Source organism: Mesorhizobium sp. CC13 (assembly GCF_039907765.1).
GTDB lineage: Bacteria > Pseudomonadota > Alphaproteobacteria > Rhizobiales > Rhizobiaceae > Aminobacter.
In genome coordinates this window covers 198,920-217,490 of sequence record NZ_JARDJI010000004.1, presented here as the reverse complement: position 1 = coordinate 217,490, position 18,571 = coordinate 198,920, and the positions used below count along the sequence as shown (strand labels likewise).

Annotated in this window: 17 protein-coding genes; 7 read left to right on the top strand and 10 right to left on the bottom strand. The window is 66.4% G+C overall.

Annotated elements, in window-relative coordinates:
• Positions 1-127: 127 nt before the first annotated feature.
• Together PV773_RS08965 and PV773_RS08960 are read right to left on the bottom strand one after the other, a co-directional pair.
• The gene (locus PV773_RS08965) at positions 128-1,381 is read right to left on the bottom strand and encodes an AMP-binding protein (protein ID WP_347966018.1); all 1,254 of its coding nucleotides are present in this window, start codon (positions 1,379-1,381) and stop codon (positions 128-130) included.
• A 106-nt stretch (positions 1,382-1,487) separates the two neighbouring features.
• Complete coding sequence (locus PV773_RS08960) at positions 1,488-1,871, bottom strand: hypothetical protein (protein WP_347966017.1); 384 nt, start codon at positions 1,869-1,871, stop codon at positions 1,488-1,490.
• A 270-nt stretch (positions 1,872-2,141) separates the two neighbouring features.
• Between PV773_RS08960 and PV773_RS08955 the strand changes: the two genes are divergently transcribed.
• From PV773_RS08955 to PV773_RS08945, 3 genes are read left to right on the top strand one after another with little or no spacing between them, the layout of a single operon-like run.
• Complete coding sequence (locus PV773_RS08955; RefSeq protein ID WP_347966016.1) at positions 2,142-3,572, top strand: PTS transporter subunit IIC; 1,431 nt, start codon at positions 2,142-2,144, stop codon at positions 3,570-3,572.
• A gap of 56 nt (positions 3,573-3,628) precedes the next feature.
• Complete coding sequence (locus tag PV773_RS08950; protein ID WP_347966015.1) at positions 3,629-4,090, top strand: PTS sugar transporter subunit IIA; 462 nt, start codon at positions 3,629-3,631, stop codon at positions 4,088-4,090.
• Positions 4,091-4,111: 21 nt separating this feature from the next.
• Positions 4,112-4,399 carry a PTS sugar transporter subunit IIB gene (locus PV773_RS08945; protein WP_347966014.1) on the top strand — a complete coding sequence of 96 codons (288 nt, stop codon included), beginning with the start codon at positions 4,112-4,114 and terminating at the stop codon, positions 4,397-4,399.
• 70 nt (positions 4,400-4,469) lie between these two features.
• Here the strand turns inward: PV773_RS08945 and PV773_RS08940 are convergent, their stop codons facing one another.
• The 6 genes from PV773_RS08940 to PV773_RS08915 all read right to left on the bottom strand — a co-directional run bounded on the left by PV773_RS08940 (position 4,470) and on the right by PV773_RS08915 (position 11,131).
• A complete protein-coding gene (locus tag PV773_RS08940) occupies positions 4,470-5,915 on the bottom strand; it encodes a homospermidine synthase (RefSeq protein WP_347966013.1) in 1,446 nt (481 codons plus the stop codon).
• Positions 5,916-6,055: 140 nt separating this feature from the next.
• A complete protein-coding gene (locus tag PV773_RS08935) occupies positions 6,056-6,982 on the bottom strand; it encodes a DUF3445 domain-containing protein (RefSeq protein WP_347966012.1) in 927 nt (308 codons plus the stop codon).
• A 1-nt stretch (position 6,983) separates the two neighbouring features.
• The gene (locus PV773_RS08930; RefSeq protein WP_347966011.1) at positions 6,984-7,463 is read right to left on the bottom strand and encodes a hypothetical protein; all 480 of its coding nucleotides are present in this window, start codon (positions 7,461-7,463) and stop codon (positions 6,984-6,986) included.
• 42 nt (positions 7,464-7,505) lie between these two features.
• Positions 7,506-8,168 (bottom strand): aminotransferase class IV family protein, encoded by a 663-nt coding sequence (locus PV773_RS08925; RefSeq protein WP_347966010.1) that lies wholly within the window; start codon positions 8,166-8,168, stop codon positions 7,506-7,508.
• Positions 8,117-9,271 carry an aminodeoxychorismate synthase component I gene (locus PV773_RS08920; RefSeq protein WP_347966009.1) on the bottom strand — a complete coding sequence of 385 codons (1,155 nt, stop codon included), beginning with the start codon at positions 9,269-9,271 and terminating at the stop codon, positions 8,117-8,119. The genes PV773_RS08925 and PV773_RS08920 overlap by 52 nt, the downstream gene beginning before the upstream one ends.
• Positions 9,272-9,295: 24 nt before the next feature.
• Entirely contained in the window at positions 9,296-11,131 is a 1,836-nt protein-coding gene (locus tag PV773_RS08915; RefSeq protein WP_347966008.1) for a M3 family oligoendopeptidase, read from the bottom strand.
• A gap of 141 nt (positions 11,132-11,272) precedes the next feature.
• Here PV773_RS08915 and PV773_RS08910 point away from each other — a divergent pair, with 141 nt between their 5' ends.
• Complete coding sequence (locus PV773_RS08910; protein ID WP_347966007.1) at positions 11,273-12,784, top strand: sigma-54 dependent transcriptional regulator; 1,512 nt, start codon at positions 11,273-11,275, stop codon at positions 12,782-12,784.
• Between the two features lie 391 nt (positions 12,785-13,175).
• Positions 13,176-14,849 (top strand): DUF882 domain-containing protein, encoded by a 1,674-nt coding sequence (locus PV773_RS08905; protein WP_347966006.1) that lies wholly within the window; start codon positions 13,176-13,178, stop codon positions 14,847-14,849.
• Positions 14,850-14,958: 109 nt separating this feature from the next.
• Here PV773_RS08905 and PV773_RS08900 read toward each other — a convergent pair whose 3' ends face one another.
• Both PV773_RS08900 and PV773_RS08895 read right to left on the bottom strand, forming a co-directional pair.
• Positions 14,959-15,597, bottom strand: coding sequence for a 2-dehydro-3-deoxy-phosphogluconate aldolase (locus PV773_RS08900; RefSeq protein WP_347966005.1), 639 nt, complete (start codon positions 15,595-15,597; stop codon positions 14,959-14,961).
• 98 nt (positions 15,598-15,695) lie between these two features.
• Positions 15,696-16,559, bottom strand: coding sequence for an N-acetylmuramidase domain-containing protein (locus tag PV773_RS08895; RefSeq protein ID WP_347966004.1), 864 nt, complete (start codon positions 16,557-16,559; stop codon positions 15,696-15,698).
• A gap of 171 nt (positions 16,560-16,730) precedes the next feature.
• On the opposite strand from PV773_RS08895, the gene PV773_RS08890 reads away from it, so the two are divergent.
• On the top strand, positions 16,731-17,663 hold the full coding sequence (locus PV773_RS08890) for a rhodanese-related sulfurtransferase (protein WP_347966003.1): 933 nt from the start codon (positions 16,731-16,733) through the stop codon (positions 17,661-17,663).
• Between the two features lie 99 nt (positions 17,664-17,762).
• Positions 17,763-18,518 (top strand): tellurite resistance TerB family protein, encoded by a 756-nt coding sequence (locus tag PV773_RS08885; RefSeq protein WP_347966002.1) that lies wholly within the window; start codon positions 17,763-17,765, stop codon positions 18,516-18,518.
• The last annotated feature ends 53 nt before the right edge of the window (positions 18,519-18,571 follow it).

Below are 18,571 nucleotides of genomic sequence, written 5' to 3'. Positions count from 1 at the left end.
TTCTCCCGAATGACCCCCGCAAGGCGTTTGTCACGCTTCGCTTGACCGGAATGTCGCACATTCCTGGCGATATGTTCACATTCCGAAAAATCGGATGCAAGGGGGAATTGCGGGCCTGCTTGCCGGCCTATTTCGAGTAGTCGCGCTCGTCGGCGATGACCTTGCCGTCATTGGGCAGGGCGCCCCTGGCTACCACCTCGACCTTGCCGCCGAGCTTGGTGATTTCGCGCAGCGTCGCCCCGATACGCTCCGCCGCCGGTACGTCTGCGCCGGCCGGCTCGACCTGGAGCACCATGGCGTCGCGGTCGCCGTCGCGGCTCACCACCAGCCGCGCCTTGCCGATCTCGCTGTGCCGGCTAACGAGCTCGGCGATCTGCCTGGGGTCGACGAACATGCCCTTGACCTTGGTGCGCTGGTCGGCCCGGCCCATCCACCCCTTGATGCGCAGGTTGGTGCGGCCGCACGGCGAGCTCCCCGGCAGCACCGCCGACAGGTCGCCGGTGCCGAAGCGGAGCAGCGGATAGGCGGGGTTGAGGCAGGTGACGACCAGCTCGCCGACCTCGCCGTCCGCCACCGGGTCGCCGGTGCCGGGGCGGACGATCTCGACGATGAGGTCCTCGTTGACGATCATGCCGGGATGGGGCGTGCCGTCCTCGGCGACACTTTCGTAGGCGATGACCCCGAACTCGGCGGTGGCATAGCACTGCAGGACCGAGACGCCGCGCTCGCGGTATTCCGCCCTGAGCGAGGGGAACAGCGCGCCGCCGGACACCAGCCCGATGCGGATCGAGGACAGGTCCTTGTTGGTCTCGGCTGCGCGGTCGAGCATCAGCTTGAGAAAGTCCGGCGTGCCGCAGAAGACGCCTGGCCTGAGGCTCGCCGCTGCCTCGACCTGCATGTCGGTGTTGCCGGTTCCGGCCGGGAAGACCGTGCAGCCGAGGGCGCGGGCGCCCTCGTCGAGCACGAAGCCGCCGGGCGTCATATGATAGGCGAAGGCATTGTGGACGACGTCGCCGGGACGCGCGCCGGCGGCGAAGAAGGCGCGCGCCGCGCCCCAGGGATCGGTGCCGAGGCCTTGCGGTTCCCACAGCGGACCGGGCGAGTGGAAGACGCGGCTGCCGCGCAGCGCGGCAAGGTCGGCGAAGCCGCCGAAGGGCGGGCTCGCGGCCTGGAATTCCATGAGCTGGGCCTTGCGAAGCACCGGCAGCCGCGCCAGGGCGCGCCTGTCGGTCAAGGCCGCGACATCGACGCCGTCGAGCCAATGCGCAAGGCCCGGCGCGGCGACGGCGGCCTTGGCCAGGAACCGGGGGAGGGTGGCAAACAGCGCCGCTTCGCGCGCTTCCGGGACACGGGTTTCGCTGTCGTCGAAGTGCTCGGCCATGGAACCTCCCGTCGTGACAAGAGGGTTATCGCAACAGCCCCGTGCCCGCGCAAGCGGGCACAAAGTCGAGGGCTGGATGCCCGCTTAAGCGGGCACAAAGTCGGTATCAGGCGGCGCGGCGGGTGAGCGTGAACTGCTGGCCCGCGGAACTCGTGCAATTCAGCTGGTTCGCCGAGATCAGCAGGCAGTTGAAGCTGATCGGCGACTGGCGAATGAGCGAGGTGCCGTTGATCTGCACGGCGTTGGCGCCGGTCATGATGTAGGTGCCGTCGGACAGCCTCTGGCCGGTGTCGGTCGCAACCGTCTGGAACACGCCGTTCTGGAAGGTCGAGAGGCCGGTTCCCTTGGCGTCGATCCAGGCGCCTTCCACGCCGGTCGGGGCGGGCCGGCCGGGGCCGCCGCCGCCGGGGCCGCTGGTCGAGCAGGCAGCAAGTGCGGCCGCAAGCAGGGCAAGCACTCCGGCCGAATACAGTTTGCGCGAAGTCGTCATCAAGTAATCCTCTCCTCAGTCCGCATTTCTTCAATCGCCCGAATTGACGATGAAGGCAAGGCTCGGACGGGTCCGTTCGGCGCTCGCCGGCGCTCGCCGCGTCATCTCGGGAAAGACTGTTGACGCGCGGCAACAGCGTGCGATGCGCCGCCTGTACCGGACATGACGGCCGCACGCGATTGACATGAACGTGAATCCGGATAACTTTCGTATATTGCAATACACAAATGTTCTTGACTGATGTCGGGAACGGTTTCGGGGGGAGACAGCATGGATGCGTTCTTGGCCGGCCTCAAGTCGGCGGTGGACACGCTTGGGGCAACGGTCCTGTTGCCGATCGTCATTTTCATCATCGCCGTGGTTCTCGGCGCCAGGGTGGGCCGGGCGTTCCGTGCCGCCATCACAATCGGCGTCGCCTTTATCGGCATCAATCTCGTGCTCGGCCTGATGCTGGGCTCGATCGGCGACGTGGCCAAGGCCATCGTCACCAACACCGGCATCCAGCGCGACATCGTCGACGTCGGCTGGCCGTCGGCCGCGGCCATCGCCTTCGGCTCGTCGGTCGGCCTCTGGGTCATCCCCATCGGCATCGCCGTCAACGTCGTGCTTTTGCTGCTGCGCTGGACCCGCACGCTCAACGTCGACGTCTGGAACTTCTGGCACTTCGCCTTCGTCGGCTCGCTCGCCACCGCCGCCACCGACAGCCTGGCCTACGGCCTTGCCGTCGCGGCGCTGGTCGCCGCACTCGCGCTGCTCTTCGCCGACTGGTCGGCGCGCGCCGTGCAGCAATTCTACGGCATTCCCGGCGTTTCGGTGCCGCATCTGGCTTCGGCGCAGATCCTGCCCATCGCCATCGTGCTGAACTGGATCATGGATCGCATCCCCGGCATCAACCGCATCAACATCTCGACCGAGACCATCGAGAAGCGCTTCGGCGTGTTCGGCGAGCCGGTGGTGCTGGGCCTGATCATCGGCCTCGTGCTCGGCGTCATCGCCTATTACAACGCCGGCGACTTCGGCACGGTGCTGTCCAAGGTGCTCACCACCGGCATGACGCTTGCCGCGGTGATGCTGCTCCTGCCGCGCATGGTGAAGGTTCTGATGGAAGGCCTGCTGCCGGTGTCGGATGCCGCCCAGGAATTCGTGCGCAAGCGCACCGGCGACCGCGAGCTTTTGGTCGGTCTCGACTCGGCGATCCTGATCGGCCATCCGGCGGCGATCTCGTCGTCGCTGATCCTGGTGCCCATCGCCATCGTGCTTTCGGTCATCCTGCCCGGCAACCGCGTGATCCTGTTCGCCGACCTTGCCGTCATCCCCTTCATCGTCGCCATGACCGCGCCGCTGCTCAAGGGCAACGTCTTCCGCATGGTCGTCGTCGGCACGATCACGCTTGCGGTCGGCTTCTACGTCGCCAACGCGCTCGCGCCGCTGTTCACCAGTGCCGCCGTGTCGTCCGGCTTCGCCATGCCGGCGAACGCGGTGCAGATCACCTCGGTGGTCGACGGCTTCCTGTGGATCCCCTACGTCATCATCGAAGCCATCAAGTGGCTCGGCGTCGCCGGCCTGGTGCTCATCGCGCTGGTGATCGCGGTGCTCTTCGGCCTCTACCGCCGCAACGTGGCCGGCTGGGAGCGGGCGGCGGGCGCCGAGGCCGATGAAACCGAAACGGCGGCCGGCGAACTGCGGCTCGCCAACGGCTGATCGCGAATACGGAGCCGGCCCGTCCGCGGCCGGCTCCCCTGGAAAAGGAGACCCCGATGCCCAGAACCCTCATGAGCCACATCGACCCCGGGGCTGTCGCCCTCCGTGTCGAGGCAAGCAGCAGCGAGGAGGTGATCCGCCTGCTCGCCGGCAGGCTGGAGGCGCTCGGGTGCGTCAAGCCGAGCTACGCCGATGCCGTGGTCAGGCGCGAAGCCACCATGCCGACCGGCCTGCCGCTCGGCCGCGATGAGAACGTCGCGATCCCGCACACCGATCCCGAGCACGTGCTGAAGCCGGGGATCGCGCTCGGCGTGCTGTCCCGGCCGGTCACTTTCGCCAACATGGAGGACCCCGACGAGGCGGTTCCGGTGGGCATCGTGTTCCTGCTTGCCATCAACGACAAGGACAAGCAGATAGACATGCTGCAGGAAATCATGGACACGATCCAGAGCGAGGAGGCGCTGACCGGCCTCAAGAACGCCAGTACGCTCGAAGACATCGGCTCCATTCTGAATTGATAGACGGACGGGAAATTCTCGATGGCCAAACAGAAGACCATACTCTTTGCCTGCGGCACCGGCGTCGCCACTTCGACGGCGGTCAATTCGACGGTGACGGATGCCATGAAGGCGAGGGGGCTCAGCTTCAACGCCATGCAGTGCAAGGCGACCGAGGTGGCGAGCCTCGCCGAGAGCGCCGACCTCATCGTGTCGACGACGCCGATCTCCGCGTCGGTGAAGATTCCGGTGATCAAGGGCCTCGCCTTCCTCACCGGCATCGGCAAGGACAAGGCACTCGACGACATCGAGGCCGAACTGCGCAAGTGACGGCAGCTTTGACGCTTCAAGCAAAAAGGGCGCCTCGCGGCGCCCTTTCTCGTTTCCGGAATGCCGCCGTTCAGCGCACCAGGATGTTGCGGAACTGCCAGGGGTCCTCGAGGTCTAGATCCTCCTCGAACAGGCCGGGGCGGCCGTCGAGCGGGGTCCAGTCGGTGTAGTGGCCGTTGACCGGGCCGAGATACTGCTGCTGCACTTCGAGGCAGCGCTTGTAGTCCATCTCGTCTGCCTCGACGATGCCGGCCTCGGGGTTCTCGAGCGCCCAGACCATGCCGGCGAGCACGGCAGACGTCACCTGCAGGCCGGTGGCGTTCTGGTAGGGGGCGAGCTTGCGCGCCTGCTCGAGCGTCAGCTGCGAGCCGTACCAGTAGGCGTTCTTGTCGTGGCCGTAGAGCAGCACGCCGAGTTCGTCCTTGCCGTCGACCAGTTCGTCCTCGTCGAGAACGTGGTGGACCGGCTGCGGCTTGCCGGCTGCGCCGAACATCTCATGCATCGACAGCACCGCGTCGTTGCAGGGGTGATAGGCGTAGTGGCAGGTCGGCCGGTAGCTCACCTTGCCCTTCTTCGAGCGCACTGTGAAGAAGTCGGCGATCGAGATCGCCTCGTTGTGGGTGACGAGGAAACCATACTGCGCGCCGGGCGTCGGGCACCAGGTGCGGACGCGCGTGTTGGCGCCCGGCTGCTCGAGATAGATCGCGGCCTTGCAGCCCTTCTTGAACTTCCTGGCGTTCTTGGGCTTCCAGGTCTCGTGCGTGCCCCAGCCGAGTTCTGCCGGCTGCAGGCCTTCGGAGATGAAGCCTTCGACCGACCAGGTGTTCCAGAACACGTTCATCGGCTTGGGGTTCTTGGTGCGCTGGGTGTCGCGCTCGGCGATGTGGATGCCCTTGACGCCGGCCTTCTTCATCAGCGCGGCCCAGCCCTCGCGGTCGTGCTGCTCGGGTTCGTCGAATTCGTGGCCGAGGTCTTTCGCCAGGTTCACCAGCGCCTGCTTGACGAACCACGAGACCATCCCCGGATTGGCGCCGCAGGTCGAAACCGCGGTCGGGCCGCCGGGATGCTTGCGCTTTTCGGCGAGCAGCGTCTCGCGCAGCGCATAGTTGGTGCGGTCGGCGTTGCTCGCCTCGTTGTCGAAATAGAAGCCGAGCCAAGGCTCGACGACGGTGTCGACATAGAGCGCGCCGAGCTTGCGGCTCAGGTGCATGATGTCGACCGAGCCGGTGTCGACCGAGAGGTTGATGCAGAAGCCCTGGCCGCCGCCATTGGTCAGCAGGGGCGTCAGCAGCTCCTTGAAATTGTCCTTGGTTACCGCCTCCTGGATGAATTTGATGTTGCGCTCATCCGCGAGTTTCCGGTTTTCGCCGCTGGGATCGATGATCACCATACGCGACTTGTCGAACTTGAAATGGCGTTCAATGAGGGGGAGCGTTCCGCGGCCGATCGAACCGAAGCCGATCATCACAACAGGACCAGTAATCTCACCGTAAACGGGCCATTTTTCATTCGCCATTTTTTATGGCACTCCTTCTCACACCAAAAGAGCCGGGCCATGATTGGCCCGGCTTCAATGGCTAAACCATACATGCTTGTCACAATAAAGCGAATCCGGCTCACCAGATGCTGTGGGAACCGGACGTTATGCAGCTATGGTTAGCCGGCACGCACCATGCCGTTGAGGAAGGCAACCAGCCTGTCGCGGTCGGCGGTCAGCCCCTTGTAGTCGAGCTGGTCGCGGTCGAGACTGGTCAGTTGCTCGGCGAAGGACGCGGCGAGCGTTGCCCTGTCCGGGTGCCTTGCCAGCACCGCCAGCGGGTCGAGATGGATGCGGATGGTGAACAGGATGTCGCCCGACGCCGGCAGCTTGCGCAGGGTCTGGCGCTCGACGCGGATGAAGGCGTGGCCGGCCACGTCGGCGCCGGGAAAGGTAGAATCCGCCTCGGCCGAGCGGGCGAGGCGCTGGCGGTCGGAGAGCGGGTGGTAGAGCTCGCCATTGGCCTGGACCGACCAGTTGAAGCGCTCGACCAGCACGGCGAGCTTGTCGAACATGCGGGCGATCAGTTCGGCCATGCGGGTGCCCGGGCCGAAGCCGGGCACCGGGCCGTGGATGTTGTGGATCGCCTTTCCGAACTTCTCGGTGAGCCTCCAGGATGACGGAAAGCATAGCGAACCGGCGGCCAGCCGCCAGCCATCCTCGCCCTGCCGCATCAGGATCAGGTCTTCCTGCACCAGCTTCGAGGCAGCGATGAGCGGATTGTCGCCGGGAGCGGCGACTTCGACCGACCGTCCCGCGCCGGCGATCGCGCAGCGACCATTCTCCAGCTTGTAGGTCTCGGGGAAACGCTCGGTCAGATGCGCGACCAGAAGGTCGAGCACCTCCTGCTGCGCCGCCCGCGTGTCCGGCTCGGCGACGAACACCCTGTCGGGGATTTCCGCGTAGAGCCTGTCCTTCTCGGCCAGATAGGTTTCGAGATGGCCGTCGAGCTCGATCCAGTCGCGCGGCTCGGCCTGCTTCAGGCCGATAGCAAAGGGTTTCGAGGTGCCGTCGTAGGGGGTGTGGGCGGGGGACGCGTCGGGCAATTCAGGTCAATTCGAGCTTGGGGTTCGATCTATAGGTACACTTCTTGAGATGCTGGCCATCCGGACCCAGACCGCTCTCGAAGTGTATGAACCGTCCTTCGTTGGCGCTGTCGACGAACACGATCATCATTTCAAATTCCTCGACCTCGGAGATACGAAAGCCATTCTCCCGGAGCTCAACAAGTCGCGCCTTGTTTGCCTCGCTGACAGTGGCACCAAGCTTTTCCAGTTCATCCAGAGCGCTGTTGTAGCCGCCAAGGATGCAGGCTGCCTTCCAGCGACCGTCGTTTAAAAGCGTGAGGTTGACGCTGTTGTTCCCGAAGTCGCCTTTTGACCAGCGTTCCGCAATTGATGTGATCTGTTGCGTAAGAAAGTGATAGCGCGGATCGTCATCGTCGTATTGCGGCGTCCAACTGGTCGCGAAGACCATCAAAGCAACGAGCAAAACGATTGCGCTTCCACCGAGAAGTGCAACGACCAAGAATTTTAGCGCGTGTGAGGCCGGCCTGCGAATTTGTCACCTTCACTTCAGGTTGGCGTAGATTAGCCCGCGAAGAGAGTTGCCGACATAGACTGCATCGGCGGATCGCAGCATTTCAATACTCGTGACAGCCTCCACCGCCTCGCTCTTGTCGATCATCTCGCCGCGCAGCACCCCGGCAAGAAGGCCGCAGGCGAGGGCGGGGGTCTTCAGCGGGCCGCCGTCGCCTGTGTCGAGGAAGATGCTGGTGATAGTTCCTTCGCAGACTTCACCCGCCTCGTTGAGCAGGATCACCTCGTCGGCCGCCTCGCGGGGAAATTCGGCGCGCGCGGCCTCATAAGCCTGTCGGCGCGTCGTCTTGTGGCGCAGCAGCGCATCTGTCGAGGCAAGCCGCGTCGCGGCGATGCGCAGCGTCCAAACGGTTTCGGGCGAAAGCGGCACGAAGGTCTGCGCCGTCACCTCGGCCTTGCCGCCTGCCGAGAGCGCGAGCCGCACCCTGAGCGGCGCGTCGCCACCGACGGCTCTTGCCACGGCCTGCTCGACCACGGTCCGATCGAAGGCGAAGCCGAGTGCTGCGGCCGAGGCCGCGAGCCGGGCGAGATGACGTTCGCCGCGCAGGAAGCCGCTCTGCGGCTCCCAGCGCATCGTCTCGATCAGCTCGAAGCCGGCACCGATCCCGTCGCGAAGCGCGCTTTCAGAAGACATTCCGCATACTCCGCCTCCGCCGTCGAATCGAACACCACGCCGCCGCCGACATTGTAGACGGCCTCGCCGTCGGGGAAGAGCGTGATGGTGCGGATGGCCACGTTGAAGCGCATGGTGCCGCCGGGTGCCACCCAGCCGATGGCGCCGCAATAGACGTCGCGCGGGGTGCCTTCGAGATCGTGCAGGATCTCCATGGCCCTGATCTTGGGGGCGCCGGTGATCGAGCCGCAGGGGAAGAGCGCGGCGAAGATGCGCTCGATCGAGAGGCCCGGCAGGAGCTTCGCCCTGACCGTGCTCACCATCTGGTGCACGGTCGGATAGCTCTCGATGCGGAAAAGCTCGGGCACGTCGAGCGTGCCGACCTCGCTGATCAGCGAGATGTCGTTGCGCAGGAGGTCGACGATCATGCGGTTTTCCGCCTGGTTCTTCTCGTCGTTGCGCAGGAACTCCCTGAGTTCTGCGTCTTCCTCGGGCGTCCTGCCGCGCGGTGCGGTGCCCTTCATCGGATGCGTCTCGATCCAGCCGTCCGCGTCGATCTCGAAGAACAGCTCGGGCGAGCGCGACAGCACCACCGGCCCGCCGAGCGAGACGAGCGAACCGTATTTCACCGGCTGGCGGGCAATCAGCGCGTCGAAGGCGTCGAGCGGGGTGCCCGACCATTGCGCCTTCACCGGGAAGGTCAGGTTCGCCTGGTAGCAGTCGCCCTGGCGCAGGTGCTGGTGGAGGCGCCTGAAGCGGCTTTCGTAGTCGGCCTCCGACCAGGTGGCGCGGGCATCGAAGATCGGCCCGTTGGTGGCGGGCTTGCGGGCCGGCGGGCGCATGCGGTCCGACGGCTGGTCGAAGACGCCGAGGCTGACCAGCGGCGTGCGCCGTCCCTCGGGCAGCAGCGGCCGGAGCTTCGGCTCGAGCAGGTAGCCCGCTTCGTAGGAAAAATAGCCGGCGAGCCACTTTCCCCTATCATGCGCGGCCTGGGCTTTTTCGAGCGCAGGCAGAAAATCGCCGGCGTCATGCGCGACGATGATCTCGTCCGGCGCCTCGAACAGCAGTTCCTGGCCGGCGGGATCGTCCCGGAACAGGACGAAGGGTGAAGCAAGGTCTGTCATGATTTCAGGAGGCGAAGCGCCGGCTCAGTCCAGCGCTTCCAGTTCGTCGATGAGGCCGCTGATGACGGCGAGGCCCTTCTGCCAGAAGGCCGGGTCGGCGGCGTCGAGCCCGAAAGGCTTCAGCAGCTCCGAGTGGTGCTTGGTGCCGCCGGCGCGCAGCATCTCGAAATACTTGTCCTGGAAGCCGCGTTCGGCGTTCTGGTAGACCGCGAACAGCGAGTTCACCAGGCAGTCGCCGAAGGCATAGGCATAGACGTAGAAGGGCGAATGGATGAAGTGCGGGATATAGGCCCAGAACACCTCGTAGCCGTCGCGCAGCATGATCGCGGGCCCCAGGCTCTCGGCCTGCACCTCCAGCCAGAACTGGCCGAGCCGGTCGGCGGTCAGCTCGCCGTTCTTGCGCTCGGCGTGCACCTTGCGCTCGAACTCGTAGAAGGCGATCTGGCGCACGACCGTGTTGATCATGTCCTCGACCTTCTGGGCCAGCATCGCCTTGCGCTCGCGCCTGTCGGTGGTGCGCTCGAGCAGCGAGCGGAAGGTCAGCATCTCGCCGAACACGCTCGCGGTCTCGGCAAGGGTCAGCGGCGTCGAGGCCATCAGCGCGCCCTGGCCGGCGGCCAGCACCTGGTGCACGCCGTGGCCGAGTTCGTGGGCGAGCGTCATGACGTCGCGCGGCTTGCCCATGTAGTTGAGCAGCACATAGGGATGCGCCGACGGCACCGTGGGGTGGGCGAACGCGCCCGGCGCCTTGCCCGGGCGCACCGGCGCATCGATCCAGCGGCGGTCGAAGAAGGTGCGGGCGATATCGGCCATCTGCGGCGAGAACTTGCCGTAGGCGGTCAGCACCGTGTCCTTGGCCTCGCCCCAGCCGATGCTCGCCTGTGGCGTCTCGGGCAGGGGGGCGTTGCGGTCCCAGTGGTTCATCGTCTCCATGCCGAGCCACTTGGCTTTCATCGCGTAGTAGCGGTGCGACAGGCGCGGATAGGCCTCGCGGACGGCCGCGGCCAGCGCGTCGACGACCTCGCGCTCGACGCGGTTGGCGAGATGGCGTGAATCGGCGATGTCCTGGAACCCGCGCCAGCGGTCGGAGATCTCCTTGTCCTTGGCCAGCGTGTTGGTGATCAGCGTGAAGACGCGCAGGTTCTTGCGGAAGGTCGCGGCCAGCGCCTCGGAGGCAGCCTTGCGCACCTCGCCGTCGGGGTCCTGCAGCTTGTTCAGCGCCGGCTCCAGCGTCAGCTCCTCGCCGGCGACGTCGAAGCGCAGCTCCGTCATCGTCTCGTCGAACAGGCGGTTCCACGAACCGCGGCCGGTGATCGACTTCTCGTGGAACAACTGCTCGACGCGGTCCTCGAGCTGGTAGGGCTTGTCCTTCCTGAGGTCGAGCACCCAGGGGCGGTAGTGGCCGAAGGCGGGGTCGGCATCGAGGGCGGCGAGGACCAGCTCGTCGTCGACGAGGTTGAGCTCGAGCGCGAAGAACAGCAGATGCGCGCTGGCATCCGTCATCTTCTCCTGGATGTCGCCGTAGAGCTTGGCGCGCTTGGGGTCGGAGGTGTCGCCGGCGTAGATCAGGCCGGCATAGGAGACGACGCGGCCGATCAATTCTTCGAGCGCCTCATAGGCGCGCATCGCTTCGCCTAGGCCGCCGGACGCACCGCGCCCGGCCTCGACGGCGAGCGTGCCCTTCCACCTGGTTTCGAAGGCGACGGCGTCGGCGCCGGCCTTTTCGATGTCGCGTTGAAGGTCAGGCGATTCCATCCCGGCGTAGAGGTCGGAGAGATCCCATTCGGGCAAATCGCCGAGCGCGGCCGCACCCCTGGCGGTCGCGGCAGCCTGCATCTCCTGCCCGCAAATCCAACGCATTGCGACTTACCTTTCGCTTCCCTCGGCCGTCCGTTCAAATCCTAAGGGATTCGTTCACTGGCTTTTTTGAAACCTTATTTAGAACCCTGTGCCAGGATGATCCACATCCAATCGGCACCGACAGGCACATTCCGGACATACATGGCAGGTTCGATTCTCATAGTCGATGATGATCCGGTGCAACGTCGCCTGGTCGACGCCGCGGTGACGAAATTCGGCCATTCGGCGATCGTCGCCGAGGGCGGAGAAGCGGCGCTCCAGGTGCTCGACGGAGCGCGCGGCGGCGACGTAGGGGTGATGATCCTTGATCTGTCCATGCCGGGCCTCGACGGCATCGGCGTGCTCAAGGCGATGCGTGAACGCGGCATTTCCATCCCGGTCATCGTGCAGACCGCGCAGGGCGGCATCGACACCGTCGTTTCGGCGATGCGCAACGGCGCCTTCGATTTCGTGGTCAAGCCGGCCTCGCCGGAGAAGCTGCAGGCGGCGATCACCAGCGCCCTGAAGGTCGAGGCGGTCGAGGACACCGTCCGGCGTTCGGCGCGGCGCGGCAGCGGGCTGCTGACCTTCCGCGACCTGGTCACCAGGAGCCCGGCCATGGACCGGGTGATCCGGCTTGGCCAGAAGGCGGCGGCGTCGAACATCCCGATCCTCATCGAGGGCGAATCGGGCGTCGGCAAGGAACTCGTGGCGCGCGCCATCCAGGGTTCCGGCGACCGGCGCTCGAAGCCCTTCGTCACCGTCAATTGCGGCGCCATCCCGGAAAACCTGGTGGAGAGCATCCTGTTCGGCCACGAGAAGGGCTCGTTCACCGGCGCCACCGAAAGGCACACCGGCAAGTTCGTCGAGGCCAACAACGGTACGCTTTTCCTCGACGAGATCGGCGACCTGCCGCTCGACGTGCAGGTCAAGCTGCTCAGGGCGGTGCAGGAGGGCGAGATCGACCCGGTCGGCGGCCGGGCCACGGTCAAGGTCGACATCAGGCTGATCTCGGCCACGCACCGCAATCTCCTGGAGCAGGTCAAGGACGGGAAGTTCCGCGAAGACCTGTTCTACCGGCTCAACGTCTATCCGATCTTCGTGCCGCCGCTGCGCGAGCGCCGCGAGGACATAGCCCTGCTCGTCGGCCACTTCATTTCGCGCGTCGCGCCCGCCAGTTCGCATGGCCGGATTCCGGCGATCTCCGAAGGCGCGCTGACCTTGCTCCAGGCCTATGACTGGCCCGGCAACATCCGGCAACTGGAGAACGCGGTGTTCCGCGCCTGCGTGCTCTCCGAGGGCGACGTGCTCACCGAAGAGGAGTTTCCGCAGATCCGCGCCCAAGTCGAGGGTACCGTCGATCTCGGCGGCGAGGCGTCGCCGGCCGGCCGGGCGCCGCTCGCCAACGGCCATGGCCAAGCGTCGCAGCCGACACCTCCCGCTCCCGCGGCGTCTGTGCGGCCGGGAACGCTGCGCGCCATCGACGAGCGCGGCAACGTCCGGCCGCTGGCCGATGTCGAGTTCGAGATGATCCGGCTCGCGATCGACCACTACAACGGCCAGATGAGCGAAGTGGCGCGCCGGCTGGGCATCGGACGGTCGACGCTCTACCGCAAGCTCAAGGAGTATGGAATCGATCCCGAATCGGGGCGCTCGGCCGGGCTGGCGTCGTGACATTTTTCCCGCAGTTGCGGCGAATTGTGGCAACGCCTGCGGATAGGGTCTTGCCTGTCGTTTACATGACGCATTCGATCAGGCGTCGCCATGTCGCCGTTAATCGCCATTTGTCGCTATAAACCAGCGGTTTACCACAATGGCCGGCGATTCCCATTTGAGGCGGCTACGCCATGGTGTTACCGCATTTGGCCTTCAATAAGCAGGCATTAACCATTAGAATCGATATTCGGACGCGATTCAACAGCGTGTCCGGGCTTCAAATCCGGGGACAGATGGCAGCCTAACAGGGCCTTTTGATTTGAACAGGATCGAGAACACCGAAGGGCGTCACTCGAAATCGAATGTCTGGCGTAAGTGGCTCTCGGCCGCGATGCTCGCCGTCGGTTTCATGGCAGCTTCTCAGGCACCGGCAGCCGCTGAAGTGCGGACGCTCAAGCTCTATTACATCCACACCGGCGAGAAAGCCGAGATCACCTACAAGCGCAACGGCAAGTTCGATCCTGCCGGGCTCAAGAAGCTGAACCAGTTCCTTCGCGACTGGCGCCGCAACGAGCCCACCAGGATGGACCCACGGCTGTTCGACGTGGTGTGGGAGACCTACCGCGCCTCCGGCGCCACGGGCTACATCAACGTCGTCTCGGCCTATCGTTCGCCGGCGACCAATTCGATGCTGCGCAGCCGCTCCAAGGGCGTCGCCGAGAAGAGCCAGCACATGCTGGGCAAGGCGATGGACTTCTTCATCCCCGGCGTGCCGCTCAAGAAGCTGCGCGACTCGGGTCTGCGCATCCAGGCCGGCGGCGTCGGCTATTATCCGCGCTCCGGCTCGCCCTTCATCCACATGGACGTCGGCAACGTGCGCCACTGGCCGCGCATGAGCCGCAAGGAACTGGTCGCCGTCTTCCCGAACGGCAAGACGCTGCACGTGCCTTCCGACGGCAAGCCGCTGCCCGGCTTCGAGCAGGCGCTGGCCTCCTACCAGTCGCGCAAGCAGAGCGGCAACCTGGCGCTCGCTGCCGTTTCGTCGTCGCCGTCCTCTTCGTCGCGGAGCGGCGGTCTGCTGGCCGCGCTGTTCGGCGGAGGCGGCGCCGACGAGGAAGAGGATACCGGGGAATCCGAGGTCGCTGCGGTCGCCAAGCCGGCAGCACCCGCCCGGCAGGTGGCTTCGGCTAAGCCCAGTTCCGAAATCCAGATCGTTGCGCCGGAGAATGCCCGCCGCGCCGAACTGCCGCAGATCGCCGAGGAGACGCCGGCGGCCGACGAGGCTCCGGAGACCATCCTGGCCTCGCTGCCGGCGCGCAGCGTGCCGCTGCCTGGTGCCGCGCCGCGGCCGCAAGGCGAAGTCGGCATGGCGACGGCGCAGAACGTGCCGTTCGGCAACGCATCCGCGCCCTTGGACGAAGGCGAGCTCGCCGGCTCGGCCGAGGAGCAGATCGCCGCCGACGTGCCGCTGCCGACCTGGCGGCCCAAATACACGCCGCCGGCCGAACTGAAGCCGGAAGGCGAAATGCTCATGGCCCTTGCCGGCGACGATCAGCCGGCGATCGCCAGCGACGTGCCGCTGCCTTCGGCGCGGCCGGGCGCGATGACCGTCGAGGCAGCGCTTGCCGCCGCCGACGACATCCCCGCCGAGGATGAGGCCGAATTCGCGGTCGCATCGCTGAGCGAGCCGCGCTCGGTGTTCGACGAGCCGCAAGGTGCGGCCGCTGCCGCGCCGAAGCCCGCGGCGCAGGCCCTGGCGGCCGTGTCCGAGACGGCTGCGGCGGGGGTGAAGACCACCCGCAAGTCCTCGCGGCCGATGGCTGCGGAAGCCAAGCGCGATCCCAAGACGGTGGTCGTGGCCGCCGCTCCCGACGCCGCCCGCTGGGCGCTCCGCAGCAGCGAGCAGGTGGTCACCGTGACCACCAACACCAAGGCCCCGGGCTTCGCCTACAACATGGTCCGCACCGCGCCGAAGGAGGTCTATACGGCCGGCTTCCAGCAGGAGAACCAGATGGCGGAGGCCAACCGCTTCTCCGGCAGCGCCGTGAAGTTCCTCTCGGTGGCGCGCTTCCAGAACAACTGATCGGGACGCGCCGCCTCAGGCGGTCATGGTCCCTGACGAAAAAGCCCCGGGAAACGCTCGTTTCCCGGGGCTTCTTGCATTCAATGCCGAAGCTTCGGCCGACTGCCTCTCACCGGCGCAGTTTGTTGGCCTCGGCGGCCAGCGCCTCGATGCCGGCCCAGTCGCCGGCCTTGACCATGTCGTCGGGGGCCACCCACGAGCCGCCGATGCAGACGACGTTGGGCAGGGCGAGGTAGTCGCCGGCGTTCCTGGCCGAGATGCCGCCGGTCGGGCAGAACTTGACGCCGGCGATCGGCGAGGCGAGCGCCTTGAGGAAGGCCGCGCCGCCGGCCTGCTCGGCCGGGAAGAACTTGAGGAAGTCGAGGCCGGCCTCCAGCGCGCCCATGATCTCGCCGGGCGTGATGGTGCCGGGCAGCAGCGGCACCTGGCTTGCCGCGCCCGCGGCCACCAGTTCGCGCGTCAGGCCGGGGCTGACGATGAACTTCGAGCCGGCGGCCTCGGCCTGTTCGAACTGGCGCGCGTTGAGGATCGTGCCGGCGCCGACGATGGAGTCCTCGACTTCGCCGGCGACGCGGCGGATGGCTTCCAGCGCCTCTTCCGTGCGCAGCGTGATCTCGATGGCCCTGAGGCCGCCACGGGCGAGCGCGCGGGCCAGCGGCACGGCATCGGCGGCGCGCTCGATCTTGAGCACCGGAATGACCGGCTGGCCATCCAGCAGCGAAAGCAGTTTCTGGGTCTTGCTGGTCATGGCGGGGCACCTCTCCTGGATTTTTCAACCGATTTAACAGACCGCATCCGGCGAGTCCACGAAGCGTGGCAGCGACATGGTGATCCGCCGACCTGCCGCTATGGTCGCCGGAAGACCCCGTCGAGCCAAGACCTGACCGTACTCCAGAAACCGCGCGCCGGCGGCGCCGTCTTGATCGCAGCCTGGGTGCGCGGGCCGGCGATGCCGTCGGCCGCGAGCCCGCGATCCTCCTGGAACCGCTTCACCGCCGCGGCCGTGCCGGGTCCGTAGATGCCGTCGGTGTCGACCGGGTAGCCGCGCGCGAGCAGCGCTTCCTGCAGCTCGGCCACGGGTTCGCCGCGCGAGCCCATCTTCATCGTCTCTTCGCCATGCGCCGGGCCGTCGACCTGCCGCCGGTAGGCCTCGGCAAGCTTGATGTGGTAACCGTTCTTGCGGAAGCCGGGGCCGTTGTAGCCGTGCCCCACGGCCTCCCAGTCGTGCCGGTTGAGCGCCTCGGTCAGGCCGGCCTTGTCGATGTAGCGCGCCATCAGCCGGGCCTGGCCGGCGGCGCCGGAACGGGCCTCGGTCACGAGGCCGTCGACGTCGCCGAAGCCGAGCCATTGCCAGTGCGCGCCCATCACCTGGCCGAGCCCCCAGGAGGTCGATTCATAGGCGGCACGGCGATCGATGGCCGCCGCCCGTTCGATCATCTGCCAGCGCGCCGCCTGGCTGCGCGGATTGGCGACTTCGCCGGCCGTGGGCGAGGCAAGGCCGGCGGCCCGCGCCTGCGCCTGCCGTTCCCCCGAAAGCCGGCGGTCGAAATAGTGCCCCTCGAAGCGGATCAGTGGTTCCTTGCGTCCGTCGATCCTGGCGAACACCTGCCCGCCGCTCTCGATCTCGGCGATTGCCAGCAGCGCTGCGCCCTCGATCCCGAACTCCGTTGCCGCCTTGTCGATTTCCGCCGCCGTTTCTTTGCTGAACATCCCGTTCCGGACTCCGTTTGTCGGCGCAATTGTCACCCGGCCCAATAGGGGTGTTGAAAGGTTTTTTGCATTCCGTCAGCCGCGACACATGGCGCGACTCGGCAACCCTCTGCAATCGCAGCATTCCCGCCCGCATTGAAAAAGCCATGTCGAGGCGGTAGGGGCACAGGCATGAAAGATTTATCCACACCCGCGCCCGGCTTCCGCGTCGCAGCCCTCTACCGCTTCTGCCGGCTGGAGCGCTTCGAGGAACTGCGCCAGCCGCTTGCCGCCTTCTGCTGCGCGCGCGGCATCAAGGGCACGCTGCTGCTCGCCTCCGAAGGCATCAACGGCACGGTCGCCGGCACCAGCGAGGCGATCGCCGCGCTGGTGTCGCATCTCGAGGCGATCCCGGCATTCGCCGGCCTCGAAGTCAAATACAGCAGCGCCGCCGAAATGCCGTTCCACCGCATGAAGGTGCGGCTCAAGCGCGAGATCGTCACCATGGGCGTCGAGGACATCGATCCGCTCAGGAGCGTCGGCGCCTATGTCGAGCCGGCCGCGTGGAACGCGTTGATCTCCGACCCCGACACCGTGGTCGTCGACACGCGCAACGACTACGAGGTGGCGATCGGCACCTTCACCGGTGCGGTCGACCCGCACACCACGAGCTTCCGCGATTTTCCCGCCTGGGTCGAGGCGCATCGCGGCGAGCTCGAGGGCAAGAAGGTGGCGATGTTCTGCACCGGCGGCATCCGCTGCGAGAAGGCAACCGCCTATGTGAAGTCGATCGGCATCGACGAGGTGTTCCACCTCAAGGGCGGCATCCTCAGTTATCTGGAGGAAGTGCCGGCCGAGGAGAGCCTGTGGGCAGGCGAGTGCTTCGTCTTCGACGAGCGCGTTTCGGTCGTCCACGGCCTGGCCGAGGGCGAGGCCGAACTTTGCCGCGCCTGCCGCCATCCGCTCATGCCCGAGGAGCGGCAGTCGCCCAAATACCAGGCGGGCGTCTCCTGCCCGCATTGCCACGAGCTGCGCAGCGACGATGACCGCGCCCGCTACGCCGAGCGTCACCGCCAAGTAGAACTGGCCGAGGAACGCGGCTCCGGCCGCCACATCGGCAGTTGATTGCCGTGTCCCGCATGATCTTGCCAAATTTGGCGAGCGTCATTGTATTGTCGCGATCGTCCGCCTACCTCAACGCGACAGGTACAACCGGAGGCATCCATGCTCGACCCCAAGAAGCTGCTTGACGATCTCCTCGGCTCCAAGATCCCGGGGACGCAATCTACCGTGCGCGAAAAGGCCGGGCAGGCGAGCCAGCTCGCCAAGGACAATCCGCTCGCGGCGGGCGCGCTGGTGGCGGTGCTCCTGGGAACCGGCGCCGGCCGCAAGGTCACGGGCTCTGCCCTGAAGATCGGCGGCCTGGCGGCCATCGGCGGCCTCGCCTACAAGGCCTACCAGAACTACAAGGCGGGCAATGCGCCGCAGCCTGCGGCGCCGAACGCCGAGCCCGAACTGCTGCCGCCGCCGGCTGACAATTCCTTCCATCCCTCGCAGGCGCCGCAGGGCGAGACCGAATTCGCGCTGACGCTGATCCGCGCGATGATCGCCGCCGCCAAGGCCGACGGCCACATCGACGACTCGGAACGCAAGAAGATCGGCGACAAGCTCAGCCTGTCCGGCATCGGCTCCGACGCCGAGCAGTTCCTGATGGCCGAACTCGATGCGCCGCTCGATCTCGACGCCATCGTGGACGCCGCGCAGACCGACGCCCAGAAGCTCGAGCTCTATACCGCTTCGCGCCTGGCCATCGATCCCGACACCCGCGCCGAGCGCGGCTATCTCGACCTGCTCGCCGGCCGGCTCAAGCTGCCGGACGCGCTGGTCGACCATGTCGAGGCGACCGTTGCCAGCGTGAAGGTGCCCGCGTCCGAGCCGGCAGCGCCCAGCGCCAATCCGCAGGCCAACCCGCGCTGGTGACGCAGCCAGAGGAGCGGCGAGGCCTTTAGGATGCGGTTTTTCGCGTTAAGGAT

Coding starts and splice junctions, on each gene's coding strand:
- PV773_RS08910 (WP_347966007.1), top strand. CDS start 11,273: ATGGCAGGTTCGATTCTCATAGTCGATGATGATCCGGTGCAACGTCGC.
- PV773_RS08895 (WP_347966004.1), bottom strand. CDS start 16,559: ATGTTCAGCAAAGAAACGGCGGCGGAAATCGACAAGGCGGCAACGGAG.
- PV773_RS08900 (WP_347966005.1), bottom strand. CDS start 15,597: ATGACCAGCAAGACCCAGAAACTGCTTTCGCTGCTGGATGGCCAGCCG.
- PV773_RS08890 (WP_347966003.1), top strand. CDS start 16,731: ATGAAAGATTTATCCACACCCGCGCCCGGCTTCCGCGTCGCAGCCCTC.
- PV773_RS08945 (WP_347966014.1), top strand. CDS start 4,112: ATGGCCAAACAGAAGACCATACTCTTTGCCTGCGGCACCGGCGTCGCC.
- PV773_RS08955 (WP_347966016.1), top strand. CDS start 2,142: ATGGATGCGTTCTTGGCCGGCCTCAAGTCGGCGGTGGACACGCTTGGG.
- PV773_RS08915 (WP_347966008.1), bottom strand. CDS start 11,131: ATGCGTTGGATTTGCGGGCAGGAGATGCAGGCTGCCGCGACCGCCAGG.
- PV773_RS08920 (WP_347966009.1), bottom strand. CDS start 9,271: ATGACAGACCTTGCTTCACCCTTCGTCCTGTTCCGGGACGATCCCGCC.
- PV773_RS08965 (WP_347966018.1), bottom strand. CDS start 1,381: ATGGCCGAGCACTTCGACGACAGCGAAACCCGTGTCCCGGAAGCGCGC.
- PV773_RS08940 (WP_347966013.1), bottom strand. CDS start 5,915: ATGGCGAATGAAAAATGGCCCGTTTACGGTGAGATTACTGGTCCTGTT.
- PV773_RS08925 (WP_347966010.1), bottom strand. CDS start 8,168: ATGTCTTCTGAAAGCGCGCTTCGCGACGGGATCGGTGCCGGCTTCGAG.
- PV773_RS08950 (WP_347966015.1), top strand. CDS start 3,629: ATGCCCAGAACCCTCATGAGCCACATCGACCCCGGGGCTGTCGCCCTC.
- PV773_RS08960 (WP_347966017.1), bottom strand. CDS start 1,871: ATGACGACTTCGCGCAAACTGTATTCGGCCGGAGTGCTTGCCCTGCTT.
- PV773_RS08885 (WP_347966002.1), top strand. CDS start 17,763: ATGCTCGACCCCAAGAAGCTGCTTGACGATCTCCTCGGCTCCAAGATC.
- PV773_RS08905 (WP_347966006.1), top strand. CDS start 13,176: ATGGCAGCTTCTCAGGCACCGGCAGCCGCTGAAGTGCGGACGCTCAAG.